26 protein-coding genes and 3 tRNA genes are annotated in these 26727 nt (G+C 44.1%); 17 read left to right on the top strand and 12 right to left on the bottom strand.

Annotated features, from left to right (window positions below):
- Positions 1 to 33 precede the first annotated feature (33 nt).
- From MHN30_RS17380 to MHN30_RS17365, 4 genes are all read right to left on the bottom strand, one after another.
- Entirely contained in the window at positions 34 to 1131 is a 1098-nt protein-coding gene (locus tag MHN30_RS17380; protein WP_239360533.1) for an ABC transporter substrate-binding protein, read from the bottom strand.
- On the bottom strand, positions 1112 to 3181 hold the full coding sequence (locus MHN30_RS17375; protein ID WP_239360530.1) for a GNAT family N-acetyltransferase: 2070 nt from the start codon (positions 3179 to 3181) through the stop codon (positions 1112 to 1114). The genes MHN30_RS17380 and MHN30_RS17375 overlap by 20 nt, the downstream gene beginning before the upstream one ends.
- On the bottom strand, positions 3159 to 5324 hold the full coding sequence (uvrD, locus tag MHN30_RS17370; RefSeq protein ID WP_010607891.1) for a DNA helicase II: 2166 nt from the start codon (positions 5322 to 5324) through the stop codon (positions 3159 to 3161). The genes MHN30_RS17375 and uvrD overlap by 23 nt, the downstream gene beginning before the upstream one ends.
- A 145-nt stretch (positions 5325 to 5469) precedes the next feature.
- The gene (locus MHN30_RS17365; protein ID WP_010374479.1) at positions 5470 to 6414 is read right to left on the bottom strand and encodes a chemotaxis protein CheV; all 945 of its coding nucleotides are present in this window, start codon (positions 6412 to 6414) and stop codon (positions 5470 to 5472) included.
- Positions 6415 to 6536: 122 nt separating this feature from the next.
- On the opposite strand from MHN30_RS17365, the gene MHN30_RS17360 reads away from it, so the two are divergent.
- Together MHN30_RS17360 and MHN30_RS17355 are read left to right on the top strand one after the other, a co-directional pair.
- Positions 6537 to 7616 (top strand): potassium channel family protein, encoded by a 1080-nt coding sequence (locus MHN30_RS17360; RefSeq protein ID WP_130163312.1) that lies wholly within the window; start codon positions 6537 to 6539, stop codon positions 7614 to 7616.
- Positions 7616 to 7798 carry a hypothetical protein gene (locus tag MHN30_RS17355; protein ID WP_010374482.1) on the top strand — a complete coding sequence of 61 codons (183 nt, stop codon included), beginning with the start codon at positions 7616 to 7618 and terminating at the stop codon, positions 7796 to 7798. Before MHN30_RS17360 ends, MHN30_RS17355 begins: the two co-directional genes overlap by 1 nt.
- On the opposite strand, the gene MHN30_RS17350 is transcribed toward MHN30_RS17355, so the two are convergent.
- Entirely contained in the window at positions 7795 to 8256 is a 462-nt protein-coding gene (locus MHN30_RS17350) for an EVE domain-containing protein (RefSeq protein ID WP_239360528.1), read from the bottom strand. The genes MHN30_RS17355 and MHN30_RS17350 overlap by 4 nt on opposite strands.
- A gap of 152 nt (positions 8257 to 8408) precedes the next feature.
- Between MHN30_RS17350 and tesB the strand changes: the two genes are divergently transcribed.
- From tesB to MHN30_RS17330, 4 genes are all read left to right on the top strand, one after another.
- Entirely contained in the window at positions 8409 to 9266 is an 858-nt protein-coding gene (gene tesB, locus MHN30_RS17345) for an acyl-CoA thioesterase II (protein ID WP_239360526.1), read from the top strand.
- Positions 9267 to 9600: 334 nt separating this feature from the next.
- On the top strand, positions 9601 to 10269 hold the full coding sequence (locus MHN30_RS17340) for a CsgG/HfaB family protein (protein WP_039494727.1): 669 nt from the start codon (positions 9601 to 9603) through the stop codon (positions 10267 to 10269).
- Between the two features lie 36 nt (positions 10270 to 10305).
- Positions 10306 to 10650, top strand: a complete 345-nt coding sequence (locus MHN30_RS17335; protein ID WP_017219344.1) for a DUF4810 domain-containing protein — start codon at positions 10306 to 10308, stop codon at positions 10648 to 10650.
- Position 10651: 1 nt separating this feature from the next.
- On the top strand, positions 10652 to 11308 hold the full coding sequence (locus MHN30_RS17330; RefSeq protein ID WP_239360524.1) for a DUF799 domain-containing protein: 657 nt from the start codon (positions 10652 to 10654) through the stop codon (positions 11306 to 11308).
- Between the two features lie 4 nt (positions 11309 to 11312).
- Here MHN30_RS17330 and MHN30_RS17325 read toward each other — a convergent pair whose 3' ends face one another.
- Together MHN30_RS17325 and MHN30_RS17320 are read right to left on the bottom strand one after the other, a co-directional pair.
- On the bottom strand, positions 11313 to 13154 hold the full coding sequence (locus tag MHN30_RS17325; RefSeq protein ID WP_239360522.1) for a DUF4105 domain-containing protein: 1842 nt from the start codon (positions 13152 to 13154) through the stop codon (positions 11313 to 11315).
- Positions 13155 to 13163: 9 nt separating this feature from the next.
- Positions 13164 to 13634: a DUF3015 family protein gene (locus tag MHN30_RS17320; protein WP_130163315.1), complete on the bottom strand. Its 471-nt coding sequence runs from the start codon at positions 13632 to 13634 to the stop codon at positions 13164 to 13166.
- A gap of 180 nt (positions 13635 to 13814) precedes the next feature.
- Between MHN30_RS17320 and MHN30_RS17315 the strand changes: the two genes are divergently transcribed.
- The gene (locus MHN30_RS17315; RefSeq protein WP_211859034.1) at positions 13815 to 14615 is read left to right on the top strand and encodes a VOC family protein; all 801 of its coding nucleotides are present in this window, start codon (positions 13815 to 13817) and stop codon (positions 14613 to 14615) included.
- Here the strand turns inward: MHN30_RS17315 and MHN30_RS17310 are convergent.
- Positions 14612 to 15340: a transporter substrate-binding domain-containing protein gene (locus tag MHN30_RS17310; RefSeq protein ID WP_239360520.1), complete on the bottom strand. Its 729-nt coding sequence runs from the start codon at positions 15338 to 15340 to the stop codon at positions 14612 to 14614. The two genes, MHN30_RS17315 and MHN30_RS17310, sit on opposite strands and share 4 nt — an antisense overlap.
- Before the next feature lie 157 nt (positions 15341 to 15497).
- Between MHN30_RS17310 and MHN30_RS17305 the strand changes: the two genes are divergently transcribed.
- From MHN30_RS17305 to MHN30_RS17295, 3 genes are all read left to right on the top strand, one after another.
- Positions 15498 to 16163: an SDR family oxidoreductase gene (locus tag MHN30_RS17305; protein ID WP_045989388.1), complete on the top strand. Its 666-nt coding sequence runs from the start codon at positions 15498 to 15500 to the stop codon at positions 16161 to 16163.
- An 87-nt stretch (positions 16164 to 16250) separates the two neighbouring features.
- Positions 16251 to 16622 carry a hypothetical protein gene (locus tag MHN30_RS17300; RefSeq protein ID WP_010374501.1) on the top strand — a complete coding sequence of 124 codons (372 nt, stop codon included), beginning with the start codon at positions 16251 to 16253 and terminating at the stop codon, positions 16620 to 16622.
- Complete coding sequence (locus tag MHN30_RS17295; RefSeq protein WP_239360518.1) at positions 16623 to 18956, top strand: fatty acid cis/trans isomerase; 2334 nt, start codon at positions 16623 to 16625, stop codon at positions 18954 to 18956.
- A 39-nt stretch (positions 18957 to 18995) separates the two neighbouring features.
- Here MHN30_RS17295 and MHN30_RS17290 read toward each other — a convergent pair whose 3' ends face one another.
- Positions 18996 to 19622, bottom strand: a complete 627-nt coding sequence (locus MHN30_RS17290; protein ID WP_239360516.1) for a peroxiredoxin-like family protein — start codon at positions 19620 to 19622, stop codon at positions 18996 to 18998.
- A 114-nt stretch (positions 19623 to 19736) separates the two neighbouring features.
- On the opposite strand from MHN30_RS17290, the gene MHN30_RS17285 reads away from it, so the two are divergent.
- Complete coding sequence (locus MHN30_RS17285) at positions 19737 to 20357, top strand: dUTP diphosphatase (RefSeq protein WP_017219351.1); 621 nt, start codon at positions 19737 to 19739, stop codon at positions 20355 to 20357.
- Here MHN30_RS17285 and yrfG read toward each other — a convergent pair.
- Entirely contained in the window at positions 20354 to 21013 is a 660-nt protein-coding gene (yrfG, locus tag MHN30_RS17280) for a GMP/IMP nucleotidase (protein WP_239360598.1), read from the bottom strand. The genes MHN30_RS17285 and yrfG overlap by 4 nt on opposite strands.
- Positions 21014 to 21074: 61 nt before the next feature.
- Here yrfG and nudE point away from each other — a divergent pair, with 61 nt between their 5' ends.
- The 6 genes from nudE (at position 21075) to MHN30_RS17250 (ending at position 25132) form a co-directional block, all read left to right on the top strand.
- Positions 21075 to 21638 carry an ADP compounds hydrolase NudE gene (gene nudE, locus MHN30_RS17275; protein WP_095728586.1) on the top strand — a complete coding sequence of 188 codons (564 nt, stop codon included), beginning with the start codon at positions 21075 to 21077 and terminating at the stop codon, positions 21636 to 21638.
- Position 21639: 1 nt separating this feature from the next.
- On the top strand, positions 21640 to 22443 hold the full coding sequence (cysQ, locus tag MHN30_RS17270) for a 3'(2'),5'-bisphosphate nucleotidase CysQ (protein ID WP_095728585.1): 804 nt from the start codon (positions 21640 to 21642) through the stop codon (positions 22441 to 22443).
- 240 nt (positions 22444 to 22683) lie between these two features.
- A tRNA-Met gene (locus MHN30_RS17265) sits at positions 22684 to 22760 on the top strand.
- A gap of 165 nt (positions 22761 to 22925) precedes the next feature.
- Positions 22926 to 23002: transfer RNA gene (locus MHN30_RS17260), tRNA-Met, on the top strand.
- Between the two features lie 164 nt (positions 23003 to 23166).
- Positions 23167 to 23243, top strand: a tRNA-Met gene (locus MHN30_RS17255).
- Between the two features lie 299 nt (positions 23244 to 23542).
- Positions 23543 to 25132: a methyl-accepting chemotaxis protein gene (locus tag MHN30_RS17250; protein ID WP_239360513.1), complete on the top strand. Its 1590-nt coding sequence runs from the start codon at positions 23543 to 23545 to the stop codon at positions 25130 to 25132.
- A 59-nt stretch (positions 25133 to 25191) separates the two neighbouring features.
- Here MHN30_RS17250 and MHN30_RS17245 read toward each other — a convergent pair whose 3' ends face one another.
- Together MHN30_RS17245 and MHN30_RS17240 are read right to left on the bottom strand one after the other, a co-directional pair.
- The gene (locus MHN30_RS17245) at positions 25192 to 26376 is read right to left on the bottom strand and encodes a dipeptidase (RefSeq protein ID WP_239360510.1); all 1185 of its coding nucleotides are present in this window, start codon (positions 26374 to 26376) and stop codon (positions 25192 to 25194) included.
- 105 nt (positions 26377 to 26481) lie between these two features.
- Positions 26482 to 26727: a YheU family protein gene (locus tag MHN30_RS17240; protein WP_010607914.1), complete on the bottom strand. Its 246-nt coding sequence runs from the start codon at positions 26725 to 26727 to the stop codon at positions 26482 to 26484.

Below are 26727 nucleotides of genomic sequence, written 5' to 3'. Positions count from 1 at the left end.
CGCATATGGTCAGTATCAACTAAGCATAGAACATTATTGGAAAAAGGAGCGGTAAACTGGCAATTTCTTTTGCGCTGGCTGGAGCATAAATACCTCTCGAATAACGGTGTTATGCTCCAACTCCTGTTGTAATGCGTTTAGCAGACAATCGCTATCAATGGGCAGCTCACATTGCTGGATAGCAGTCGTCAATAAGTAGGCATTGAGATAGCCCTCAAAAACCTGTTCGTTATGGGAAAGTGTGGTATTGCGAACTGCCTCGCGAAAAGTATCACAAAGCTTGCCCTTGCAAATCGCAGGGTCGGGTACAACTTCGGTGACTAAAACTTTGGGCTTACCTTTGAGTCTAGCAAACAGCTCATTTGAGGAAGCAAATGAAACCGTTGCGTATTGTGTTTCAAGGCCAACCTCCATGGCGCGATTAATAAACTTAGACAGTGGCGTGTAGGTGCCTACCATCGCGAAGCCTTCTATTTTATGCTGCTGTGCTTGTTCAAGGGCTCGTTCAATATCATCTGTATTACGTCTAAAACGCGTTATCACAACGGGTTTTAATCCATGTTCCGCAAGCGCTCTGGTAAGGCTTTTTTCTACGGTTAGACCAAATTCATCGGCTTGAATGAGTAAACCCACCCGTTTTAGCTTTTGTTCATCAATAAAGTAGCGGATGATATCTTGTGCTTCTTTATTGTAGCTAGTGCGGAGGTTGAAGACATTAAATGTATGTGGTTCTTGAAGAAACTCAGCGCCAGTATATGGCATAAGAAAGGGAACCTTAGAGTGCTCTAAAATCGGCTTTATGGCATAAGATGTGGGGGTGCCCATTACGCCAAACAATGCATCGACCTTATTTTCGTAAACGAGCTTACGAGCATTGGTTACGGTTTTGTGTGGCTCATAGCCATCATCCAACACCTGCAACTCAATCGCAGCTGCACCGTTCGCTTTGTGCTGATTATAAAAGTTAAAGTGTAGCTCGGCACCCGCTTTCAGTTGTTGACCGATCTCTTTTGCGGGCCCTGAAAGGGCAGTAGACATGCCAATTTTCACCACAGATTGAGCGGATACTGTAAAATTCAGTACAGCAGAAGCAAAAACGAATAGTAAAAACTTAACACCGAAAATACTCATATACTTGCTGCACTGTCTCTCTTAGCGTTGTGGTGAGGGCCTTTTTACCAGATAATCCAAGCAAATTAAGTACGACTTGGGTCGAATGTTGCTGTAATATTAGACGAATTACTAATGCTTTGGAAACTTTAGTTAAGTTTTTAAGTAATCGAGGATCGGTTGTGATCAGCTGCCATATAAAAGGACATACTTGTTGCTCAACCGGATTGCTGTTACGTAAATAGTGCAAATAATCCAGCTGCTCATTAGTTATATGTTCAAAGGGTAAGGTCGCTAATAGTGCGCTCACCACCTCAGTATCTAGTTGTTGATAGTGCGAGCGTAACTGATAGAAAAAAGCTTGTTTAAATATTCGAGTATAAGTGTTGTCTAAGTCGCCTCGGACTTTTTTGAACATCAAAACCGCATACTCACCACTGGCCTTATCTTGCTTAAACCCCAGTTTCATTGGCTGATAGTGACGTTGTGACCAAAACGAAAGCAATGGCGCTGTAAGGCCAAAACTGGTTCCTATGTAACTGATATCTTCTGGTAATGTGGTTTCAAAGAACGCCAGTAGGCGACGGCCAATCCCTTGCTGTTGTACATCCGGGTGCACGGCTATTCTAACGATCCTTACGCTTTTTTCGGTGACAAACTGGCTATCACCAAAGCTTGTTGTTAGCTGCTGCGCCATGAGATGGCCTGCGGGTCTTCGCTTTCCCGCTAGAATATCTTCTGCGAGATCTGAAGCGAGTCCGCCTTCGATAACAGCAAGGCAAATTCCTATTAGCTCGTTATTGCAAAATGCACCTTGTAAATGCAGATCGGGTGCATCTAATAATTGCCTTAAATCATCCACGCTGGTTTGATAATGGGCTAATACGAGCAGTGAAAAAACTTGCTCAAGTAACGAGCTATTTTCTATCAACTCACTCTGGGAAATAGCACGCATTGTGGTTGAGGAAGTGAGTATGGGTGATGTCGCTTTACACTCGAGTACAAATAAATCCCTGATCTGCTGCTCCAGTGGATCATTCGATGCGTAACGAATAGGAGTCGATAAGGTGAAATCAAGATAACTTGGGTAATGTGATTCTAAGTAGCGTTTAAACCGTAAGGTGTAGCCTCTACCATTACCCTCATAACCAACTAAGGTGCTGGAAAAAATGCAGCGAAAGCCAAGTTGAGCGACTTGTATTAAAAATGGAACCGGCAGGGCGGCTGCCTCATCTACCAAAATAACCGTATTGCTATCAAGTGCAGAGGCTTGTTGTAGTAACGCATCTGGTGCCACATAGCTGAGATTAGCCAGCTTCTTCGTTTTTACATCAACCTCGGTATTGAGTGCTTGAGCAAGCATGCTAAAGCAACTATGCAGAGCATGAAGGTGACGGCTACAAATAACAAATTGTTGCGTAGGATGCTTTGATGCCAAGAGGCCTAATAGCGCACTCTTTCCCCTGCCTCTGTCAGCGCTTAGTAATACAGGTGTTTGCTGGTTTTCCAATGCTGTGGAGAGTTGTGTCAGTACGTTTTGTTGCTCCTCAATACCACAAACCGCCGAACTTGCAGCAAGATACGCTAAGGGCAGTTGAACCCCAAAGTGCTCACTGATATGCCAAGCTGGTTGTTGCTGCCAGAGTTGTTGCCACCTTTTTAAAAAGTAGCTCTGTTTGGGCGTTTGTCCCTCTGAGCACCAGCGGGTAATTGCAGGGTCTAGCCAGTGAGCGAGTTCATCTAACTCGGGAAGTAACAATAGGAGTAAGCCGCCTGCCTTTACCGTGCCCGCAGCAGCTGCGATTTTGTTAGGCACAATACCACTAAAGCCGTCGTAGACTAGGTTGCTAAATTCTTGTCCGAGTATTTGGTGTAAGTGCTCAGGCCAAACGGCATTTTCTAATGTCTTACTGCTACTTAGAATAAGATTATCGTTTGAGTTTGCTAGTAGCTGCTGACACTGCGCGTAACACCAAGCTTGACTGCCGGTGATAAGCAAGAGTTGCCGATGGCGGGCATCGGCAAGCTGAGAACGTAATAGCGGCAGATTAGAGCGCTTGAAGTCTTGCATAGGCGGTTACTAACCACTTACTACCAACATCATCAAAGCTAACTTGGATGCGTGATTGAGCACCTGCACCTTCATAGTTAAGCACTGTGCCTGCACCAAATTTGGCATGGAGGACACGCTGGCCTAAATTAAAGCCGCTATCTTCAAAGGTCGCGTGACTGATTGATGGGCTGAATCGACCCGAGTTAGCCGGACGAGAAATTTGCGTTTTAATCCGAATTTCTTCCATGCAGTCTTCAGGAATTTCACGTAAGAACCTTGAAGGGCTGTGATGTTTTTCTTGACCATACAAGCGGCGACTTTCTGCGTGGCTAATGTAAAGCTTATCCATGGCACGCGTCATACCGACGTAGCACAAACGGCGCTCTTCTTCCAAGCGGCCCGATTCTTCATTACTTTGTTGCGATGGGAACATGCCTTCTTCCACCCCAACCATAAAGACCAATGGGAACTCGAGACCCTTGGCCGAGTGCAGCGTCATCATTTGTACCGCGTCTTCGTGCTCGTCAGCCTGGCCTTCGCCTGCCTCCAAAGAGGTATAGGCTAAAAAGCCTTGTAATGGTGAAGTAAAATCTTCATCGATAGGCAGCTCATACTGACCACAAGCACTGATCAATTCTTCCAAGTTTTCCACTCGAGCACGGCCTTTTTCGCCTTTTTCGGCTTGATACATTGCCATGAGACCTGACTGCTCAATGGCTGTCTGCGCTTGTTGTGCCAGTTCAAGCTCGGCAATTTTATCGTCGAGCTGCTCGACTAATTCAATAAATTTTGTCACCGCCGTAGCAGCTCTTCCAGCTAAATGCTTTTGCGCAAGCACAGCTTTGGCTGCATCCCAAAGTGAGAGTGATTCGTGACGTGCACAATCGCGAATATGACTTAATGTTTTATCACCAATACCACGGGTAGGCGTGTTTATCACACGCTCAAATGCCGCATCGTCATTACGATTACTAATAATGCGCAGGTAGGATAAGGCATCTTTAATCTCTTGGCGCTCGAAAAAGCGCATACCGCCATAAATACGGTATTTTAGCCCTTCTTGAAGTAAGGCTTCTTCTAACACCCGGGACTGTGCGTTGTTTCTGTAGAGTACGGCGCTGTCGCTGAGCGCATTGCCAGCTTGTAACCAAGATTTAATTTTGCCAACCACAAAGCGTGCTTCATCAAGTTCATTAAAAGCGGCGTAAATTGAGATCGGCTCGCCTTGGTTACCGTCGGTCCAGAGACTTTTACCCATTCGTTCGGCGTTGTTTTCAATGAGCGCATTGGATGCTTTTAGAATGGTTGCAGTAGAACGATAATTTTGTTCAAGTCGGATCGTTTCGGCGTTAAAGTCGTCCAGAAAACGTTTGATGTTTTCTATTTTTGCACCACGCCAGCCGTAAATACTCTGGTCGTCATCCCCTACGATCATGATATTGTTGTCACTACCTGCAAGCAGGCGTAGCCACAAATATTGAATGCTGTTGGTATCTTGGAACTCGTCCACTAGCATATGGCGGAAGCGTTGTTGATAGTGACGTAGCAAGGTAGGTTGTTGCTGTAATAGCTCGTAGCAGCGCAATAGGATCTCGGCAAAATCAACAAGACCGGCTCTATCACAGGCATCTTGGTAAGCACTATATACATTCAACATCAGCTGTTCATTGACATCGTATGCTTGAATATCTTTGGGTCTTAATCCTTCGTCTTTACGCGCGCTGATATACCAGCTTAACTGCTTAGGTGGCCACTTTTTCTCATCGATATTCATGGCTTTGAGCAAACGGCGGATCATTCGTTGCTGATCATCGCTATCTAGAATTTGAAATGATTCTGGTAATTTAGCTTCACGGTGATGGGCGCGTAACATGCGGTGGGCTAGGCCGTGGAAAGTACCTATCCACATGCCACCAACAGGGCCATTGAGCGTCGCTTCAACACGAGCACGCATTTCTTTGGCTGCCTTATTGGTAAAGGTTACCGCGAAAATACTAAATGCAGAGGCGTGCTCAACTTGCATAAGCCAAGCAATACGATGAACGAGTACTCGTGTTTTACCTGACCCCGCACCTGCGAGCACTAACATGTTTTGCAGAGGCGCGGCGACTGCATCGCGCTGTTTGTCGTTGAGGCCGTCGAGTAATTCTGATACGTCCATTGCTTTGCCTATTTGCTCAAATGATGGCAAGTATACCGAGTCGTTGCCGTAAATCCCAGCATATCGCAAAGCAAACCTAACCGAGAAAAGATAACATTATGATTTATAAAGAAACATAAACTGGTTTTTTATACAGTGTTTATGTTTATTTTTGCAAAACGTCCTTCAACCGATTTTGTACCTCTGTTACCAATAAATCGGGTTGGAATTTTGATAGAAACGCATTACAACCCACTTTTTCGACCATGGCATTATTAAAGCTGCCACTGAGTGAGGTATTGAGAATGACATAAAGGTCTTTCAGGCGACTGTCATTGCGAATTTCATAGGTGAGTCGATAACCATCCATAACTGGCATTTCTGCATCGGTGATCACTGCAAGTAATTCTTTTTGTACGTCGATACCTTCGTCGGCCCAGTGCTTTAACACATTGAGCGCCTCTTGGCCGTCAGTTGCTGGGATGATTTCTATGCCTAATTGTGCCAAGGTATCGGCAACTTGACGACGAGCGGTCGGCGAGTCATCGGCATGTAGAATTTTGCGGCCATGAAACTCGTTGATGATATCTTTATCTAGAATGTCTTGCGGGATCTCAACTTTGTATTCAACGATTTCGGCAAGTACCTTTTCTACATCGATAATTTCAACGATGTGTTCAACGCCGTCACGTTTGATTTTAGTCAGTGCAGTGAGATAGTGATTGCGGCCAACAGACTTAGGGGTTGGCATAATATCGGACCACGTAGTATTGACGATTTGGTCAACTTTACCAACTAAGAAGGCCTGCACTGAGCGGTTGTATTCTGTGATCACTAGGTTGCAGTCTTTGTCTCGGTCGCATGGCGGCATGCATATCGCTTGTCGTAAATCGATAACCGGAATAGACTCGCCACGAATATTGGTTACGCCACATACTTTAGGGTGTGCATTGGGCATTTTATTGAGATGAGGGAGCTTAACAACTTCTTTTACCTTGAAGACGTTGAGCGCAAAAAAGTGGCGGCTATGAAGATGAAATAATAGCAACTCAAGGCGGTTTTCACCCACCAGTTGTGTGCGTTGATCTACTGAGGCCAATACGCCAGCCATGTTAACCCCTCATTACTTCTTGTAACCTTTTCTAAGACTATATCAAAGAAGTCGATATGTCGTGTTGTTTTTTGGCTAAAATCTGCAGTAAGGTAGCAGTATGTATTTGATAGGGAAGCAATATGCCTATAATTTTTAAGCGTTTAGTTGTTTTGATGCGGGCTCATGTGGATAAGGCCAGCTGGCAACTGTTATTTATGGCAACGCTCATTCATATGTCGGTGACTTGGGGGTTGTTATGGCTCAGCAATGAATCGGCATTATTGCCACTGAGCACGTTCTTTTATTACTACGTAGTGACGACTTCAACAGTTGGCTACGGAGACTTTAGTGCAACAACGGATTTTGGCCGTTTAGTCGTTGCCATTATACAGATCCCATTTGGCCTTGCGCTATTTGGTGTGTTATTGGGAAAAGCTGGACAATTTGTGACGTATTGGGTGAGAAGAGGCATGACAGGGGAAAAAGACTTTGCACATTTGCAAAACCACATCGTAATTTTTGGTTGGCATGATGTGAGAACGAAAAAAATGGTGGACTACATTTTAGGTGACAATAAACGCGAAGATAGAAAAATCGTATTGGCCGTCACCGAGGTCATGGAGCATCCGCTGTTGAGCTATCCAGAAGTCGCATTTGCGCGGTTAACCAGCTTTACTGATGACGAACAGTTAAGTCGGATTAACATCGAGCGGGCTGACAAAATCATCATTGATGGCGATGATGATAACCAGACATTTACCACCGCGCTAAAGCTTAGCCGAGTAGTAAAATCCGAAGCGCATATTAGCGCGCACTTCTTGGACGATAGCAAAGCGCTGCTTTTAAGAGAGCATTGTAAAAATGTTGAATGCTCAGCATCTATGTCTGCGGAAATCTTAGTGCGAGCCATGCAAGACCCAGGCTCAAGCCGAGTACAAGAGGAATTGCTGTCGACGCTGCACGGCGATACGCAATTCAGCTTAGCCTTACCTGCAGAGGTAAGCTGTTTAACCTTTGGTGATATTTTTGGTTATTTTAAACAGCATCATGATGCGACGTTGCTCGGTGTTGCGCACGATATAAATGCGCTAGACATGGATCTAAACCCACCTTTGGATTACAACATCACAGGAGGAGATATTTTGCACTATATTGCACCACAGCGAGTGCTTGCATCAGAGGTTGACTGGTCATCACTATGTTCGAAGAACTCTTCTTGATGATTGCTGTTGTGTGCGCTTACTTACTTCCTGTCGCTTTAGTTGCAGGAAGCAAGCGCAGCAAAGGGCATGAAAAAAACGGCTGGCTGATAGGAACGCTACTATTTTCTTGGGTCGCTTTGCTGCTATATATCAGCATTGTGCCTAAACACGGGCGACAAAAAGGCAAAGCAAAACGTTAGCTTTGCCCCGACATCTCTAAAATAATCTGCCACTCAAGTTCGATGATGGGCATGATGGATAATCGCCCCCCTTTTTTTAAAGCCAGCTCGGTGAGCGCAGTGTTGGCTTTTATCGCCTGCAGGGTCACCGGGCGTAGGTGCTGCTCGTATGCTAGAGTGACGCCTACCCAGCGAGGGTTATCGGTGCTTGATTTGGCATCATAATAATCACTGCTTAAGTCAAATTGGTGTGGATCTGGCTCTGCTGCTTTCACCACTTTAGCAATACCGACAACCGCAGGCACTTTACAGCTTGAGTGGTAAATAAACACTGAGTCACCCACCTTAACCTCGTCGCGCAGGAAGTTTCTCGCCTGATAATTACGAATTCCCTCCCAAAAAGTTTGCTGCTCAGGCGCGTTTTTTAAGTCATCAATGGAAAATGCATCGGGTTCTGTTTTAAACAGCCAATAAGCCATATGGGTTAGTCCAATAGTTTGAGTTATGATGTATTATACTCATTTGAGCAATGTACTTGGTTTGCTACCAGTCCGAGTCTACTTGGATTTGGTAAAAGTATTATCTCATTATAACGACTATCGCCAGTTCTACTAGACGTTCGGAGTGCAACATGAGTCAAGTGTTACAAAATCTGTTGGATTTACTCAGCCTTGAAGAAATTGAGCAAGGGATATATCGAGGTCAAAGCCAAGACCTTGGTTTTCCTCAAGTGTTTGGAGGTCAGGTGATGGGGCAGGCGTTGTCCGCAGCAAAATACACCTTACCAGAAGGGCGCTTTGTTAACTCGCTGCACTCTTACTTTTTGCGTCCTGGTGATGCGAGCAAGCCCATAGTCTACGATGTCGAAAACATTCGTGATGGTCGCAGTTTTAGCACTCGTAGGATCAGTGCCATTCAATATGGTAAGCCGATATTTTACATGACCGCCTCTTTCCAAGGGGATGAACCGGGCGTTTCTCATCAATCTTTGATGCCGGATGTGCTAGAGCCTGAAACGTTAAAGTCATCACTCCACTTTTATCAAGAACATGCGGACCTCATTCCCGAATCACTTCGAGCGAAATTTACGCAAGAAATGCCGCTGGATATGCGCCCTGTAAACTTTCAAAATCCATTTAAACCTAAAAAACAGGACCCGGTGAGAAATGTTTGGTTTAAAGCTAATGGTGACATGCCGGATGACAGAAGGATCCACAACTATTTGCTGGCTTATGCTTCAGATTTTGAATTTTTACCAACAGCACTACAACCACATGGTTTGTCGTTTATGCAGCCAAATATGCAAGTTGCGACAATAGACCATGCGATGTGGTTCCATCGTCCGTTTAGAATGGATGAATGGATTTTATATAGCGTTGATAGTCCGAGCGCGTCTAATGGCCGAGGCCTAGTACGTGGCCAATTTTTTAACCGCCAAGGTGAGTTAGTTGCGTCGACTATTCAAGAAGGCGTGATGCGCCAACGCTAATTTGTTGGAAAGTGTATGGCGCTTTTTAACAGTAATCTTGCTTGGTGCTTTGTACTGCACTAAGCAAAGTATAAACTTATAAAATTATAAGCCATTGCTTGCAGAGGGTTTTCCTGTTTATTGATGGCCGTTCCTAAAGTCGTCTGCACTACTTTTTCCGGTGCTGTACTCGGTTTGATTTTGCACTATCTTTAAAATTCCATCTAGATGTAGCGTTATTGCATTTTTCCCAAACAAAAATTAACACTAAAGTCAGCTAAATTTATCTACATTGTTATTAACAAAACGAATCGTCGCGTCACAGACAGACACATATGACTCTAGGAGAATGATAATGAATAAACCGCTCGCCACTGTAATTGCATTGACGTTTGTCGGATTAACCGCGGGTTGCGCAACGGAAGCATCAAGAACGGTAGAAGCACCAAAAGTGGCCTCATATAATCAAGTTTACAATGGCCCAAAAAGTCAGTTAGCGGTTGGTAAATTGCAAAACCGTTCAGCTTTTCACAATGGGGTGTTTAGTTCAGGACCGGACCGCTTGGGCTCTCAGGCTAAAACTATTCTGACCACCCATTTACAGCAGAGTAATCGCTTTATTGTTTTAGATAGAGAAAACATGACAGAGATAGCCCAAGAAGCTGGATTTGCTGGTGCAAAACAAAGTATTAAGGGTGCTAACTTTGTGATCACGGGAGATGTTTCTGAGTTTGGTCGAAAAGAAGTAGGTGATAAACAATTATTCGGTATTCTAGGTAAAGGAAAATCGCAAATTGCTTACGCTAAGGTAAATCTGAATATCGTTGATGTGACTAGTTCAGAAGTCGTGTACTCGGTGCAAGGTGCTGGAGAATACAGCTTATCTAATCGCGAAGTGGTTGGTTTTGGTGGCACTGCAGGGTATGACTCAACGCTAAACGGCAAGGTACTGGATTTAGCTATTCGCGAGGCTGTCAATAACTTGGTTAGCGGCATCGAGAAAGGCGATTGGAAGCCTTTATAGACAATCCCCACAGCTAATCTAAACCTCAGGTAAATTATGAAGCAAACGATATTTGTGGCGACTTTACTATTGATATTGTCTGGGTGTCAGAGTACGACACCACAATATTATTACGGTTCTTACGAACGTAACCTCTATGAGTTCTTTCGAGGTGATGGGCAGTCGCTTGAGCAGCAGATCAGTCAGTTAGAGTCAAGCATTGCGCGCGCTGAAGTAAAGCAGATCAGTCCAGCACCAGGCATGTATGCGCATCTCGGTTACTTATATTTGATGCAAGGGGATGACAGCAAAGGTTTTGCGTATTTTGAACAGGAAAAACAACTGTATCCTGAGTCCAGGCAATATATCGACTTTTTACTAAAAAATGCACAGGGAGAATAAGATGAAATGGATTAAAGCGAGCTTGGTGCTTTTGACTTTTGCCTTATTGAATGGCTGTGCGACGGCTCCTAAGCAGGATTACAGCGCTTTTATTCAAAGCGATCCTAAGTCGATACTGGTGTTACCGCCTATCAATAATTCCAATGAGGTGGTTGCGCCTTACGGGGTCATGGCGACAGTGGTGAAGCCACTTGCAGACTCTGGCTATTATGTTTTTCCAGTATCTTTGGTCAATGAGACTTTTAAAAATAACGGCTTAACTGTGGCTCAGGATGTTCACAATGTTGCGATAGACAAGCTCTATGAAATCTTTGCTGCCGACGCTGCTTTATACATAGAGATTCAAGATTATGGTACGTCATACGTTGTATTAGATAGTGACACTACAGTCGCGCTATCGGCAAGGTTGGTTGATTTAAAAACTGGCCAAGTAATTTGGCGTGGTAAGTCAAAAGCGTCAAGTAGTGAAGACAGAGATGACCGTGATAACAGTTTGGCTGGCGCATTGATTGGCGCGGTACTAAATCAGGTGATTGAAAGCACTTCAGATAAAGGATTTGAAGTTTCACAGAAAGCATCACAGAGATTATTATCAGCGGACTCAAGCAATGGTTTGCTTTATGGCGTGCGCTCACCTAAGTATGGGCAGCCGAAGTGAGCCACTAATCCCAATAATAATTGAACTGTAATGAAAGTCGGGATGTTTCTGCATAGTCCCAACCAATTCTTACATCGGATTGAGGCGAAAGCTTGTTTGCGAGCTCAAGTCTGATATGTGCTGCGTGATGAGTGTTTTTCGAGATAGAGGTTCTGAATGCAAAAGAATTATTTAGCCTTGAAAGTAAGCCAACTTCAATACCTGGGCTGAGATAGTAATTGTTATTTATAGAAAAAGTTTCTATTGTTGCGAGAGCAAATGTGATGCTGCTAGCATTTAGCAGATGGGCGTAGCCTGCAGCAGTATTTAATCCAACAAAAGCGCAATCATTACAATAAGCCTGCAGCTTTTCATAGCCTAAGCGTAGGCGCCAAGCCCAGTTTTGGTTATCAAACCCTTTTGCATAGCTTGGATTAAAGGACTCTAAATCCAGCACGTCAAACTTGTAAATATCAATGTCGTTATCAGCTAGCGCAAGTTCTACATCCAGCATTTCTAAGTTTGAAAATTTAACTCTAGCAGTGTCTGGAGAAAGCGAATCAAAATATGTCAATCTAAAGCCAAACCTCGCGGTATACTCGGAATCGGGTTGTGACTGAATGGCTAGGCTTACTTTCGACGGTTTTGTTGCCAAGTGTGGTGCTTTGTCACTTGGTGTTATAGCCAAGAGAGATTTCGCCTTACTGATGCCTGCTGGAAGCTTTATTCGTTCTCTTAGCAATACACGTTTAAACTCGCTGTTGCGTTTCTCGTCTCTTTCTAAGGTGAGTTGTAGCTGTATAAAGCTCATCAATACTTCAAGTAATATTACTTTTTGCTCAGTTGGAAGCTGTTGATACTTTTCATTATTAAAGTCTTTTTGATGGTGATAAAGATGGATTGCCAACGATCTGAGCTCAGGACTTAATTTTTCATATAGGTTGTAGAACTCACTGCTTGTTGAAGGAATATAATGAATCGCTGACACTAAAGAATTATCTTGGTGCTTAGCTTGATTCAATCTATCAAAAATAGTGACAGGGATCACCCAAGGCGGTAGGTCAGCCGTTAATGGCTTATCAAGCACAAGTTCAATAAGTTGTGCGATATGAAATGCGCAATTTTCGTCAGCAAAGTAATAATCAAATTGAGCGTTTAGTAATTCCCAAAGGTGTTTTGTAATAAATTCGACTTCATCTGGTGTTAAATTTAATTCGTACTCCCAAAGGTCACGCAGCTCGTCCGCACTGTAGTTATGGTGATGATGAAAAAAGCGCTGATCTGAAAAGCCAGCCTGATAGCCGCCAAATAATCCTTTAGTTATATAAACTAACCCATTCTCTTCCTCTGGAACGATTGCGCCATAATTGACACTCCGGTCTAACAGGATATTGTGAGCTGATTCAGAGCCGATTTTAAGTAACATATGCCCATACAGCGAGGCCGGGTTGCTCATGTATCCAGAGGCAAACACTAAGCTGATAGAATCCCAGTCACCTTCATTTTTCCATTCATCAAAAGCCACGCAAGCTGGCGCTTTTGGCAACGAAACGCCTTGGGATCTTAGCCACTTGGCTCGAGCCGGAAATTGGCACTGTGAACTAGGCTCACGTTGAAAAGCTGCAATAGTTGCATTAAGTTCGTTAGCTGGTGAAAATTGGGTGTGATCAGATAGAAAAAAAGAAGCTGATTTTATTAAACTGTGGCCATCTTTCTTTAGGTGGAGAAGTTTTTGCCACGTTGTGTTTTGGGCCAGCTCGTTGGTATCAAAGCTTAATGTGGCTGTACTATAAAACAGTAAGCTGTAAGCTGAATATTTAAGAACGGTCTTCATCAAAAAAGTGAGCACAGCGCTAGATGTGCTCACCTATGCTATTTAGCTTGCGTTACACTGAGCTGAGTAGCTAGTCGAAACGCGAGTTTCTACGATGTTGTATAGTGCTTCAGCGTTATTTGCAGGCTGCGCTGCGTAGTCATTTCTGATAGCGGTTACAATGTCAGCTGTTGCTGCTGCGTCACAGCCACGTACTGCTAACATCGCAGATACGTATTCACCTTGGCCTTCCGCAATTTCTTTCTCAAGTGTAGGGAATGTTTGCTGAATAAACATTGCAGTTTTTACTTCACGACCAGCACAAGATTCTACAGATGAAATCTTTGTAGAAACAGCAGTCGTACCAAGGTCCCAAATGATATTCGAAATTGCAGCAGCAGCACCATTATCTGGGAAGATGATTGCACCGATACCACATTCTTGCCAAGGGTTTACAGAATCAGAAGCGTGTGCAGCTAGAGGGGCAGTCATTGCGCCAACGACGATCGCTGCAGCTAGAGTAGTTTTAAACATTTTACATCCTATAGTTGTTTTTATTTCGCCTAGTCTTCAAAGGCGGAACGGGATTCTATAGGTTAATTTCTAATTCCACAACAATAAACCTCCCACACTTGTAAAATTGTGTAAATGCCTCAGGCGGCTTTAGGCTACTGCTGCTATATTCAATACACTTGAATGATTTTGGTGCTTATCATGGCAATAATTAGTGAATTTAGACCCGGTTATTTTTGTTGGATTGAATTGTGTTCAAGCGATTGGCAGTCAGCAAAACCCTTCTATAGCCAACTATTTGATTGGCAAATTCTAGACCAACCCATTGGTGAAGATTGTTATTACACCATGTTGCAAAAAGAAGTCGATGATGTCGCTGCTATGTATCAGATGACCGCTGAACAACAACAGGGAGGCATGCCTAGTCACTGGCTTGCTTATGTGGCGGTAGACAATGTCGATGAATGTCTAAACAAAGCCAACGAACTCGGTGCTGAAGTGCTTGCAGGCCCTCATGATGTCCCAGGGGCAGGGCGGATGGTAATGTTAAAGGAGCCTGGTGGAGCGGTGTTTGCGTTATGGCAAGAGGGTGGTCATATTGGGACGCAACGTCATCTTGAAGCGAATACTCCTTATTGGTTTGAGCTAGTGAGTAAAAACAGCGCCAAAAGTTGTGACTTTTATTCAGCATTATTTGGGTGGCAAGTCGAAGTCAAAGACATGGGAAATATGGACTACACCTTGTTCAAAGTAAATGAGCAACCTGTCGCTGGCATGTTAGAAATGACGGCTGAATGGGGTGAAGACATTCCTCCGCACTGGATGGTTTACATTGCGGTATTGGACTGCGATAGTAAAGCTGAATATGCCCAAAAGCTTGGCGGAGAAATTTGTGTACCGCCGACAGATATACCTGAAGTAGGTCGCTTTAGCGTGATAACAGATCCTCAAGGGGCGGTATTCTCTATCATAGAATCTGCCATGGATGATATTTCAACTTAATGCATTTCTAATTCAATCACTTTGCCATGGCAAGTGGCAAAGCTCTCAGAGAGCCGGTTTAGAATAATATCGCGCTCTCCACTACTATTTAGCTGCTTGATAGACGCTGTTAATTTCGGCAGTAGGTCTTGGTGTTTACGATTGATATAGTGATAAATAGGATAACTCGCATCTCGTAGCCTACGCACATAAACTGCGGCGAGTCCTGACTGACATAGCGCACCAAGCGCAAATAAGTCATCAGCTAAAATTTGTTCTACATGACCTTTTTCAAGTGCTTGAAACGCAGAAACATCGTTAGAGACTGCGTTACAGGTCAACTTTTTACGCTGACAAACTTGCTCCGTTATTAAACTGCCTTGTATTACTACATAGTCTTGCCGGGTCGACAAAGTACAATGCTCCTTCTTGAGACAAAACACCGCCATTTGCACGGTTGCAAGTGGTTCGGGTATTTGCAGTAAGTTAGGATAGGCATTTGCAATAGCGCTAGTGCGTCCTGCTTCCGCATCATAAAACCCTTGATCTACATATTCTAATCCGCGCTCACTGGGTAACACGACAAGTGTGGGCGTGATGTCCAAAGGTGCGTATATCTTTTGCATGAGTTGTGCGATTTGCTGTTGGCCAAGTTGATAAGCGACCAGCTCGCTGACATTGATTTGGTAGGCGAACGCCGCCTTGTGGATGAAGAAAAGCAAGAAGGTGCTAAGTGCGAGTTTCACAACATATCCTTACGGTTGTCAGAGTTATAACTGTAGCAAAGTTGTCAGAAAGTGAAAAAGTACATCATAAAAATGAATTCAGTCGAGATTGACCTTGAGTTTAGTAAACTCATACCAATTGTAATAGTTTGAGCATAGAAATCGTGAGGAGAAGGATATGACACTACATGTTTTGGTTACCGGTGCTAACCGTGGGATCGGATTTGAGTTTTGTAAACAATACTTATCTCTAGGCTGCAAAGTAACTGCGGTTGTTCGCAAAGCATCGGCAGAACTAGAAGCTCTAGGCGTGGATATCATTGAAGATATAGATGTTGCGACGGAAAATGGCGCGAAAAAGTTATTGGCGGCATTGGGGTCGGAGAAAATAGACATTCTTATTAATAACGCTGGAGTATTTCACAATGAAACGCTAGCGGAAATGGATTTTGAAAATATCGACCACCAATTTAACGTTAATGCGTTAGGACCAATTCGAGTCACTCATGCACTGCTCGATAACCTCAAAGCTGGTAGTAAAGTTGCCATGATCACAAGTCGTATGGGTTCGATTGCAGATAATGGTTCTGGTGGTTACATTGGTTATAGAATGTCGAAAGCAGCACTGAACGCGGCGAGTGTGAGTATGGCTCACGAGCTGAAAAACCAAGATATCGCTGTTGGACTATTCCATCCTGGCTTTGTGCAAACGCAGATGGTGGGATTTGCCGGTGATATTGGTCCAGATGTTGCGGCGGAACGTTTAATTAAGAGAATTGAACACCTAACTATCGAAAACAGTGGTGGTTTTTGGCACTCCAATGGAGACACGCTTCCTTGGTAATCAAGCAGGGCGCATCGTCGCCCCCTTTTCAGCCATCAGCCATCTAACTGTGCTAATATAAAGCAAATACTCAGATGGTAACCTTTGATGGAATTACAACAAGATACCCCATTATCACTGCCGCTTTTTTTGTTAGACGACAACATCGAGAATCGTGATATCGACTCTCCAGATGCTGAAGTATCAGTGATGTTGAGTGAGAACCTCCTTGCTCATTTGTGCCAAAACCCAAAAGAAGATGAGAATATTAGCTTGCATATTGATGACTATGCGCTCAACAACATTAGTACGACAGTGACTGAGTTGATAGGGGCAGAGCATCAGTTGCAATTGCTCATTAATCGCGGGCCTATTCTCAGTGCTGTGCTGAGCACCAGTAGCGATGCATTGTTTGTCTCGCCTCCAGTAGAAATGATGCCGACTTTTGATCTTGGGCTGGATGACGACGAGGGCGAGTAAATGTCTAAACGTGCACTGTTTTGTGCGGTGGTTGTCGCCGTGCTTTCTGGCTGTGTAGCTTTGGGCGTGTCTAAATATGATGATATGTTTGGACCGGAACAACCCCAAGCACGAATCGAACAATACCACCAAGGCGGTGCACGTTACTTACAAAACGTGAAGCCCATTTTGGAGTCGCGCTGTGTGGTTTGCCATGGTTGTTATGACGCACCCTGCCAGCTCAAATTGTCATCTCCAGAAGGAATAGATAGGGGGTTGTCAAAGGAATTAGTGTATGACGGCACGCGGTTGTTAGCACAAACACCAACTCGGCTGTTATTCGATGCTCAAACCACGACACAGTGGCGCGAGCGTGGTTTTACCCCAGTGCTGAATGAGCGCAACCAATCTGAATACAGCAACCTAGCTGGAAGTGTGCTTTATAATAGCTTGCTGTTAAAAATGTCTCATCGTTTTCCTGAGCAAGGCATCTTGGGTAAAGAGTTTGATTTCTCTTTAGATCGAACGCAGTCTTGCCCAACCATGGATGAGTTTTCTACCCTTGCGAAACAGCAGCCTCATGCGGGTATGCCCTACGGCTTACCAGCGCTCACGCATGATGAATTCAAAACCTTGGAAGCATGGCTGCAAAGTGGCAGTAAAATGAGCCAGATTGCAAAGCCAAGTGTTGCAGCACAAAAAGAAGTGAAAAAGTGGGAACAATTTCTTAATCAGGACTCCAATAAGCACCGCCTTGCCGCGCGTTATATTTTTGAGCATTGGTATTTAGCTCATATCCACTTCCCTCATCTTGATGACCCCGCGTTTTTTCAATTGGTACGCTCAAGCACGCCGCCTGGCCAGCCAGTCGCACTGGTGAGCTCGGTACGTCCGTTTGACGATCCTAAGATCGATAGAGTGTATTATCGATTGATGCAAGTGCGCAGTACCATTTTGTCAAAAACTCACATGCCACTGGCATTGAACGACGCTAAGCTATCACGGTTACATCAGCAATTTTATGCAGCGGATTATCACGTGGATGAACTGCCAGGTTATGAGCCAGAGCTTGCAGCAAACCCATTTAAGGTATTCAAAGATATTCCGGTCAATTCTCGTTATCAATTCATGCTGGATGAGGCCGAGTTAATTGTAAAAGGCTTTATCAAAGGCCCTGTATGTCGAGGTCAAATAGCGCTTAACGTCATTAACGACCATTTTTGGGTGGCGTTTGTTGATCCTGAAAAAAATAGCAACGAAGCGGTGAACCAGCTGCTGCTTAAACATGATGAAGATTTGGTGCTACCTGCGGCTGAGCAAAGTAATGCGTTACCGCTTTCCAGTTGGGCTAAATACGCCACTAAGCAGCAGGATTACTTACGTGCCAAAACAGAGCTTGCAGATAAGATGTTTGCCGATGGGCAGCGTCTCAATATGGACTTGATTTGGCGTGGAGAGGGGGAAAACCCGAATGCAGCATTAACTATCTTCCGTCATTTTGATAGCGCAACGGTGGTTAAAGGTTTTATCGGCCAGCCTCCCAAAACAGCTTGGGTATTAGACTATGCTTTGTTCGAGCGCATTCACTACTTGCTGGTGGCGGGTTTTGACGTGTATGGCAACATTGGTCATCAGCTTATCACACGCTTATATATGGACTTCTTGAGGCTTGAAGGTGAGCAAAACTTTTTAAATCTGCTGCCACTTAGTCATCGTCAGGAAATTAAACGCTATTGGTATCGTAAGTCACACCTGAGCTTAAGTGAGTTTATCAATCGCAAATCACTAATCGGTGCGCCAACGGGGATAAAATACGAAACGGACGATCCAAAGCAAGAGCTGTATGACAAACTGCATGCTGTGCTTAAGCCCGTTCTAAATAGGGATTATGACTATCAAGCCGTCGGCAAGCCACTGCAGGCACTCAATAGCATGTCCGTTAGGGCGATTAATTTGCTTCCACAGGTCTCATTTATAATTACTAAGCAAAGCGACGGTTCACATCAAGCGTTCTCGCTATTACACCATAATGCCCACTACAACATCTCCAGTTTGTTAAATGAAGAAGGGCAAAGAGCGTATACCGAAGACACTGCGACGATTGTGCCAGGCTTTATCGGAGATTACCCAGAGGCAATTTGGTATTTAGAAAGCGAGGCAGCACAAGAGGACTTCGTCTCATCATTTAGCCAAATGAATAGTGAGTCTGATTACCGAGCGCTACGAGCGCAATATGGGATCCGCAGGACTCACCCAGAGTTTTGGCGTTACAGTGATTTAATTCACGATATTGCCAAGCAAACACGTGGCGTTGAATATGGTTTATTTGACTATAACCGGTTAGAAAACCGCTAAAAAACGGAGTCTTCGGACTCCATTTTTTATGTGCTTTTCCTATAGTTGACTAGCTGCTTTGACCGCAGCTAGTAGCACGCTTTCATCCAATCTCACTTTGTAATTTGGGTTTGCATATTGAAATTGGATCAAGCCTTTCTTATCGACTACAAATACTGCTGGTACCGGCAAGGCAACTTTATCGTTCCCCTCAAAATCAACAAAATTTACGCCCAACTTGTTGCGATAAGCAAGGGCTGTTTTATCATCAAGGAAATAGGCGAGACCTAACGCTTGGCTTATACGCATTTCGTTATCAGACAACAGTTGGTAGTGAGGGGATTCAATTGTACTTTTTGCCAGCGCCTCAGGTGAGTCTGGTGCGATAGCAATAATTTGTGCCCCCATTTTAACAAGCTGAGGTTCAATTTCTTGGATCCCCGCGAGCTGTCTTGAACAGTATGGACACCAGCCACCACGATAAACCACCAGTACGGTGATATTTTCTTTATAGCGTGTCGCGAGGTCGACAGTTTTACCTGACTTATCTTTGAGTTGTAATGCGGGGGCATCAATGCCTGGAAGGAGTGGACTCACTTGCTCAGGTGCTGCGGCGATATTAGTGATTTCAGCTGCGCTGACAAAGGCTGAACAAGCCAAAGCGAGCGATAAAATAAAATGACGCATAAAAAGTTCCTAGGGTTTCAAGTTGATATCGACTCAGAAGACCTAAGCGCTGGCGAAAATCTTTCACTTCGGTATGATATCGCTCGTAATTGATTTCCATGAAGAGAGAGCACAATGTCTGCAAACATCACTAAGCTTGTGGTTATGCTAGAAATGCAACATGCCATGAACACCAAAGTACACCAACAATGGTTTGAACAAGGGTTTGAATGGTACCGCGCAATTTGGGTTGAGTGTGCAGAAATGCTAGATCACTACGGTTGGAAATGGTGGAAAAAGCAAACGCCAGATACTGAGCAAGTGATTTTAGAGCTAGTGGATATTTTTCATTTTGGCTTGTCTTTACGTATCGATGGCGAAACGTCATTTGAGCAATTAGCGACTCAATTAGAGGCTGAATTGGCAAAGCCAACTACCGCAGAAGACTTCAAGGAAACCCTTGAATTACTTGCAAGTGCGGCTGTGACCAAACGTGAGTTTGATGCCCATGCGTTTGCGGGATGTATGCAGCAAATCGGGATGTCTATTGATGACCTATACCGTGGATATGTCGGTAAAAACACGCTTAACTTTTTCCGCCAAGACCATGGCTATAAAGATGGTTCTTACATCAAGGTATGGAATGGCCAAGAAGATAACGAACACTTAGTCGAAGTGGTGAAAAGTCTAGATACAGCGCACCCAGACTTTAAAACACACGTGTACGACGGCCTAAAAGCTCGCTACCCAGCTTAATCTATAATAGGTAGCAAGGTACGGTAATCGGAGACTGAGAGATATTCAGTGATCTTTCGTTCTGGTTGCCGACTATCAGGATTAGCAACAGCAAGTAAATGGCCAATACCAAATTCTTTCGCAGCATTTAACACGCTAATGCTATCGTCCACAAATAAAGTGCGGGACTTATCAAAGCCCAAATCACGTTCTACTTGTTGCCACAACGTCTGACTTTCTTTACTTACGCCATATTCATGGGTTGAAACCAATTTGTCGAGATACTTATCGAATTGGGTACGCTCAATTTTCAAACTTAGACTGTTTGGGTGAGCGTTGGTCAACAAGATAAGCTGTTTTCCACTCTCTCTTAAGGCCTCTAAAAACGCTGGTACATCCTCACGAATGGAGATCAAGTGTTGTACTTCACGTTTAAGCTCCATAATAGGGAGCTGTAGTTGCTCTTGCCAATAATCTAGGCAATACCATTCTATCTGGCCCATTACTGCGTCATAACGCGCGAGGATGTCGGCCCTTGCAGCCTCAAGGGTTAAGCCTTGACGTTTTGCGTGTGCCTTAGGCACAACGTCGAGAAAAAAGTGATTATCAAAATGGAGGTCGAGTAATGTGCCATCCATATCTAACAAAACGGTATCGATATTTGACCAATTTAGCATAGGCATTTAACTTCAAAGGCTTTATGATTAGGTTATTCGCCATGATAGCAAATAATGATCTATGTCACATAAAAAGCATCCCACACCACCAGAAATTTTAGCTTGCGACGTCGTGGCTAAAAGCAAATTATTCACGGTAGAAGCACTTTCGTTATCTTTTTCGAATGGCGAGCAACGTGAATACGAAAGAGTGCGTGGCGGTGGCCGTGGCGCAGTAATGATCGTGCCCATAACTGCTGATAATGAGCTATTATTAGTGAGAGAATACTGTGCAGGAACACATGACTATCAACTCGGCTTTCCCAAAGGGCTAATTGACCCTGGCGAAACCCCGGTGGAAGCGGGTAACCGAGAGCTAAAAGAAGAAGTGGGTTTTGGTGCAAATGCTTTCTCTGAACTCAAAGTAGTGTCACTGGCACCGAGTTACTTTAATGCTAAAATGCATATTTTGGTCGCTAGTGAACTTTACTCAGAACAGCTTGAAGGTGATGAGCCAGAGCCACTGGTAGTAGTGAAGTGGCCGCTAGATAAATTATATGATCTGTTACATCAAGAGGACTTTACCGAAGCAAGAAGTGTCGCGGCACTACTGTTATTAAAAGCACATTTGAATCTGGAGGCGTAAATTGCAGTCCTATTTAGAGCCTTGCATCGCACTGGCACAACGTGCCGGTGAAGCCATTATGGCAATCTATCAAGCTGATGATATTGGTAAAAAAGAAAAGTCTGACCACACTCCTGTTACTGCCGCAGATTTGGCATCTAATGAGATCTTAATGGCGGGTCTTGCTGAAATAGCACCTGACATTCCGGTAATGTCTGAAGAAACACCAATTCCACCATTGAGTGAGCGACAAGATTGGCAGCGCTACTGGTTACTCGATCCTATGGATGGTACAGGGGAGTTTATTCTTGAAAGCGGTGACTTTGCCGTCAATATTGCGCTAATCGAAAATAATCATCCTGTGTTAGGCGTCATTTACTGGCCATCTCAAGGGCTGACATATTACGCCAGCAAAGATGAAGGTGCGTTTAAACGTAGTGACTCAGGCGAAAGTAAACGTATTTTCGTCTCGCCACGAGAAACGCTGACATTGGCAGTAAGCCGTAGACAAAAGCTTGAAGCGGTAAGCCAGTACTTAAATAGTCAGTTCGACACCGTGGCACTTGGGTCATGTTCATTAAAAGCCTGCATTATCGCAGAAGGTAAGGCGGATTGTTTTTTACGAGTAGGACCAACGGGTGAGTGGGATACTGGCGCGTCACAAATCATCGTCGAAGAAGCCGGGGGTTGTATTACCGATGCTGAGTTTAACCCGTTGACCTACAATCGACGAGAAACTACCGAAAACCCAGACTTTATTGTTATGGGGCATCCCGATTGGCAATGGCAAAAGTTGATCAGTCCACATCATCGAACGATAGAATAAATAACGGTTTAAGTTGAAGGTTGTGGGATTTTTGCGCACTTGAATTGTTTTAAGCGTTAAATCCCTTGCAATAAAATTTTAATCCATTATTATAGCGGCCTCTTGAAAAGGAAGTCCTTTTTAAGAATATACAGGCGCGGAATGGAGCTGAATGATAAATCATTCGTCGAGCTCGCTAAACCTGGAAAGAATCGAAGGTCGTCGGTACCCGACGAAGAATAGATTCAAAAAATATACAGGCGCGGGATGGAGCAGCCTGGTAGCTCGTCGGGCTCATAACCCGAAGGTCGTCGGTTCAAATCCGGCTCCCGCAACCAACATCAGTTGGATGTATAGAGTCTCAAGTACGAGACTTAAAATTAAGTGCAAATACAGGCACGGGACGAAGCAGAATGATAAATCATTCGTCGGACTCGCTAAACCTGGAAAGAATCGAAGGTTGTCGGTCCCCGACGAAGAATAGATTCACAAAAATATACAGGCGCGGGATGGAGCAGCCTGGTAGCTCGTCGGGCTCATAACCCGAAGGTCGTCGGTTCAAATCCGGCTCCCGCAACCAACATCAGTTGGATGTATAGAGTCTCAAGTACAAGACTTAAAATTAAGTACAAATACAGGCGCGGATGGAGCAGAATGATAAATCATTCGTCGGACTCGCTAAACCTGGAAAGAATCGAAGATCGTCGGTCCCCGACGAAGAATAGATTCACAAAAATATACAGGCGCGGGATGGAGCAGCCTGGTAGCTCGTCGGGCTCATAACCCGAAGGTCGTCGGTTCAAATCCGGCTCCCGCAACCAATTTTTAATTGGACTGTAAAATCTAAAAAACTACTCCAAAACTCGTCGGTTCACTCTTCATAAATTAATGGCTCCCGCAACCAATTTTATTGGTGCTGAAGTTTTATAGTTAGCCTACTTTTCCTACACAATCTAAAACTTCATACTATTGATTCTGAAGCTGAGTATTTACTCTCTAGGTCATCGCCTCAATTTTCATCTTTTCAGCATTAAACTCGGTAGCTATATGCTGCGAATATTTGTCTATAAATCTTTATATGGTCTAGGCTTTTACTATCTCTTATTTGAGGTGTATGAAGATGGATTTACATAGTATTCGAGTCAAAAGTTCATTGCCTACGGCTATGTTGACGATCGTGCTGCTATTTGTGTTTTTTGGTTTTTCGGTGTTGCTCAATAAGGTGCAATCGGCACTTGAGATCCAAACTGAAAACTATTTAAAAGCGGTGTCAGTGGTACTCAATGCGGATAGAGACTTTTATCAAGCTCAAGAAGCCTACCTCAAATTATTAGCTGGTGAAGATAAGTGGGCGGATTTTGAAGAAAACGCCGAGCAGGTCAAACAGCGCTATCAAAAGTATCTTCAGTTTATGTCACTCCACCAGAGTGAGCTGGGTAGTTTTGCAACTTTTGATGCGGACTTTCAAAGTTGGTATCGCGTGACGGTGACGAGTATTAAAACCCCAACAGATAAAGCGCTTCAAACTGAGTCGGCCAAGTTATTTGGTGCAGTTCGTAATGTGCTTGATAAAGCCGGTGAATTAGCCGATGGAAAATCTGCTGCAAGTCGTGCGTTAGTCGTTGCTGAGGTGACTCAGATAAAATGGGGACTTGGCGTTGGTGCCTTGCTCCTACTTGGTATTGCTTGTTGGATTGCTTATCGGATCCCTCGTCAGTTAGCACAGCAGATAAATTTTGTGTCGGATAGGATCTCTGAAATTGCCTCTGGGGACGGAGACTTAACTGGTCGCATTGAAATCAAAGGAAATGATGAGTTTGCAAAGCTATCGCTAAACTTTAATCATTTTCTCGAGAGTTTACAGGCGATGGTTACAGCACTTGTGAAAGATGGTGGCGAGCTGTCGAGTTTGTCGTCAAAACTCAGTCATTATGCCACACAGTGCCATGACTTAATCGACTCGCTTGGTAAATCATCACATACCATTGTTAGCGCGGTGCATCAGCTAAGTCACTCAAGTCAAGAAGTCTCGTCGGTGGCAGAAAACTCATTGAAAGAAGCTGAAGCTTCACATCGCTACGCAGCACAAGGTAAAACGGTGTTGGCTGATTCAAAACAAAAAATCACTCATCTTGCTGATAATATGGAAGCGGCACTCTCCAGTTCGTTAGCTTTACAAAAAAACTCTGAAAACATTACGCAAGTGCTCGATGTTATTCGCGGGATTGCTGAGCAAACCAATTTATTAGCGCTCAACGCGGCAATTGAAGCGGCAAGAGCGGGTGAACAAGGTCGTGGATTTGCAGTGGTAGCTGACGAGGTTAGGTCACTGGCCACTCGAACACAAGACAGCACTAATGATATTCAGAAGATGTTAGAAGCATTCTCACATAGCGTAGAGGACTCACAAAAGACCATTGAAGATGGTAAGCAGTATGTTGATGTTGCAGTAGAAAGTTTTACGAAGGCAACGGAGCTATTGGAGTTAATTGCACAAAGTGCGGTGAAAGTGACTGAGCTTTCAGAGCAAACCGCTCATGCGACTCAGCAGCAAAATGCAGTGTCTACTGAGATTAGCAGTAATCTAACTGATTTAAATGACAAAACATTGGACGGCGAGCGACTGTCTGGAGAAACGCATCAAATTTCGGATGATGTGCTGCGAGTCACCAGTAAATTGGTGGATGAATTATCCCAGTTTAAAGTCTAAGGTCTTGTAAGGTGTGCCGTGCGGCACGGCACACCTTATGAAATCAGCTGTTTGAACAGTTATTGAGCAAACTTCTTTGCGTAAGCCTCAGCTTGTTTCCACACGCGTAGGGTATTGCCACCTAAAATCTTTTTGATATCAGCGTCACTGTAGCCTCTATCCAAAAGACCTTGCACAAGATTTGGATACGTTGACACGTCTTTCAAGCCAACCGGTAGTGAGTCACCCACACCGTCGTAATCTGAACCAATGCCTACATGATCTATCCCTATCAACTTAACGACGTGGTCAATGTGATCTAGCACTTGATCAAGTGTGGCAAATGGGAACGGATTTTTTGCTCTAAACGCCGCTCTAAAATCGGTGCGATCTTTGTCTTTGGCTTCTTTTTGTGCTTCGTCACGCTTGTCATACCAAGCACCAGCTTTTGCCGTCACAAAGCTCGAGCCAAAGTTAATTTGGATCACGCCGCCATTTTTTGCCAAGGCTTTGAGCATTTCGTCATCCATATTGCGCTCGAATCCTGGGGTGTATTTACGCAAGGATGAATGTGAAGCAACGACCGGTACTTTTGAAATGTCCATAACCTGATAAAAGGCGTCATCAGAAATGTGTGATACATCAATGAGCATACCAATTTTGTTCATTTCAACCACAAGCTCTTTACCAAATGGGCTTAAGCCTTTCCATTTACGGCGTACGTCATAAGAAGAGTCAGAAATATGGTTGCTTTGCGAGTGTGCTAAGGTGATATAGCGTACGCCACGGTCATAAAAATGCTTAAGGTTTTTCATCTCACCTTCAATGGGTGAGCCATTTTCCATGCCCATCGCGATAGACATAATACCACTGTCAAATTGCGCATAAATGTCATCGGTATTGTAAGCCATTGCAAATTTATCTGGTGCGCGATGCGCTAAGGCTTCCATACCGTCAATCAGTTGATTGGCGAGTTGATAGCTTTTACCTTTACCTTCAAATTCTAAATTAGCAGGAATATAAATAGACATAAATGGCGCATTAAGACCGCCTTTTACCGCGCGAGGGTAATCAAAATCACCGCCTTCGGTTGCTTGGCTAACATCATCCCATTTACTTTGGATGCGATATGGAACGTCGATGTGTGTATCAATTAGGATGTTATCGTGAGCGAGTTTAACTGCGCGCTCAGAGGCTTTGTATTCAGTTGCATAAGCGGTAGAAACAGCCAGCGCGAGGGCGCAAAGAGCAGTGCCGAGCTTCATAAAATTGCCTTTCCTTTATAGTTATAGAAATTTGATTGTAACAACTCCTGTCACTTCGACAACTGTTTACGATTAGCGCTAAATACAAAGAAAGCTGAAGGTTTTTTAATACTCGTAATCTTCCTGTGCTTGCATTGCTTGAAATTGTTGTTTGCTAACAATATTCACCGATTCGTGTAATTCCGAGAAAACGATCAGTGCTTCTCCGGATTTTAGCTGTGCTTTCACTTGCGCGACTTTGCTCTCGGTGCTGACTTCAGTATCGCCATAGTCTGTTCCTTCACGCAGCACATAATGCTCAATAAGGTTGTCCAGCGTCTCTTGCGGAAGTTGTTGATAGGGAATGAGCAT

The organism is Pseudoalteromonas sp. OF7H-1 (assembly GCF_022347825.1).
Classification (GTDB): Bacteria; Pseudomonadota; Gammaproteobacteria; order Enterobacterales; family Alteromonadaceae; genus Pseudoalteromonas; species Pseudoalteromonas maricaloris.
The sequence above is the reverse complement of the archived record's forward strand: the minus strand, read 5'-3'. Positions and strand labels throughout refer to the sequence as shown.

Excerpts from the sequence above, each read along its gene's own strand:
- MHN30_RS17380 (WP_239360533.1), bottom strand. The coding sequence starts at position 1,131 with ATGAGTATTTTCGGTGTTAAGTTTTTACTATTCGTTTTTGCTTCTGCT.
- MHN30_RS17375 (WP_239360530.1), bottom strand. The coding sequence starts at position 3,181 with ATGCAAGACTTCAAGCGCTCTAATCTGCCGCTATTACGTTCTCAGCTT.
- uvrD (WP_010607891.1), bottom strand. The coding sequence starts at position 5,324 with ATGGACGTATCAGAATTACTCGACGGCCTCAACGACAAACAGCGCGAT.
- MHN30_RS17365 (WP_010374479.1), bottom strand. The coding sequence starts at position 6,414 with ATGGCTGGCGTATTGGCCTCAGTAGATCAACGCACACAACTGGTGGGT.
- MHN30_RS17360 (WP_130163312.1), top strand. The coding sequence starts at position 6,537 with ATGCCTATAATTTTTAAGCGTTTAGTTGTTTTGATGCGGGCTCATGTG.
- MHN30_RS17355 (WP_010374482.1), top strand. The coding sequence starts at position 7,616 with ATGATTGCTGTTGTGTGCGCTTACTTACTTCCTGTCGCTTTAGTTGCA.
- MHN30_RS17350 (WP_239360528.1), bottom strand. The coding sequence starts at position 8,256 with ATGGCTTATTGGCTGTTTAAAACAGAACCCGATGCATTTTCCATTGAT.
- tesB (WP_239360526.1), top strand. The coding sequence starts at position 8,409 with ATGAGTCAAGTGTTACAAAATCTGTTGGATTTACTCAGCCTTGAAGAA.
- MHN30_RS17340 (WP_039494727.1), top strand. The coding sequence starts at position 9,601 with ATGAATAAACCGCTCGCCACTGTAATTGCATTGACGTTTGTCGGATTA.
- MHN30_RS17335 (WP_017219344.1), top strand. The coding sequence starts at position 10,306 with ATGAAGCAAACGATATTTGTGGCGACTTTACTATTGATATTGTCTGGG.
- MHN30_RS17330 (WP_239360524.1), top strand. The coding sequence starts at position 10,652 with ATGAAATGGATTAAAGCGAGCTTGGTGCTTTTGACTTTTGCCTTATTG.
- MHN30_RS17320 (WP_130163315.1), bottom strand. The coding sequence starts at position 13,634 with ATGTTTAAAACTACTCTAGCTGCAGCGATCGTCGTTGGCGCAATGACT.
- MHN30_RS17315 (WP_211859034.1), top strand. The coding sequence starts at position 13,815 with ATGGCAATAATTAGTGAATTTAGACCCGGTTATTTTTGTTGGATTGAA.
- MHN30_RS17305 (WP_045989388.1), top strand. The coding sequence starts at position 15,498 with ATGACACTACATGTTTTGGTTACCGGTGCTAACCGTGGGATCGGATTT.
- MHN30_RS17300 (WP_010374501.1), top strand. The coding sequence starts at position 16,251 with ATGGAATTACAACAAGATACCCCATTATCACTGCCGCTTTTTTTGTTA.
- MHN30_RS17295 (WP_239360518.1), top strand. The coding sequence starts at position 16,623 with ATGTCTAAACGTGCACTGTTTTGTGCGGTGGTTGTCGCCGTGCTTTCT.
- MHN30_RS17290 (WP_239360516.1), bottom strand. The coding sequence starts at position 19,622 with ATGCGTCATTTTATTTTATCGCTCGCTTTGGCTTGTTCAGCCTTTGTC.
- MHN30_RS17285 (WP_017219351.1), top strand. The coding sequence starts at position 19,737 with ATGTCTGCAAACATCACTAAGCTTGTGGTTATGCTAGAAATGCAACAT.
- yrfG (WP_239360598.1), bottom strand. The coding sequence starts at position 21,013 with ATGCTAAATTGGTCAAATATCGATACCGTTTTGTTAGATATGGATGGC.
- nudE (WP_095728586.1), top strand. The coding sequence starts at position 21,075 with ATGTCACATAAAAAGCATCCCACACCACCAGAAATTTTAGCTTGCGAC.
- MHN30_RS17250 (WP_239360513.1), top strand. The coding sequence starts at position 23,543 with ATGGATTTACATAGTATTCGAGTCAAAAGTTCATTGCCTACGGCTATG.
- MHN30_RS17245 (WP_239360510.1), bottom strand. The coding sequence starts at position 26,376 with ATGAAGCTCGGCACTGCTCTTTGCGCCCTCGCGCTGGCTGTTTCTACC.
- MHN30_RS17240 (WP_010607914.1), bottom strand. The coding sequence starts at position 26,727 with ATGCTCATTCCCTATCAACAACTTCCGCAAGAGACGCTGGACAACCTT.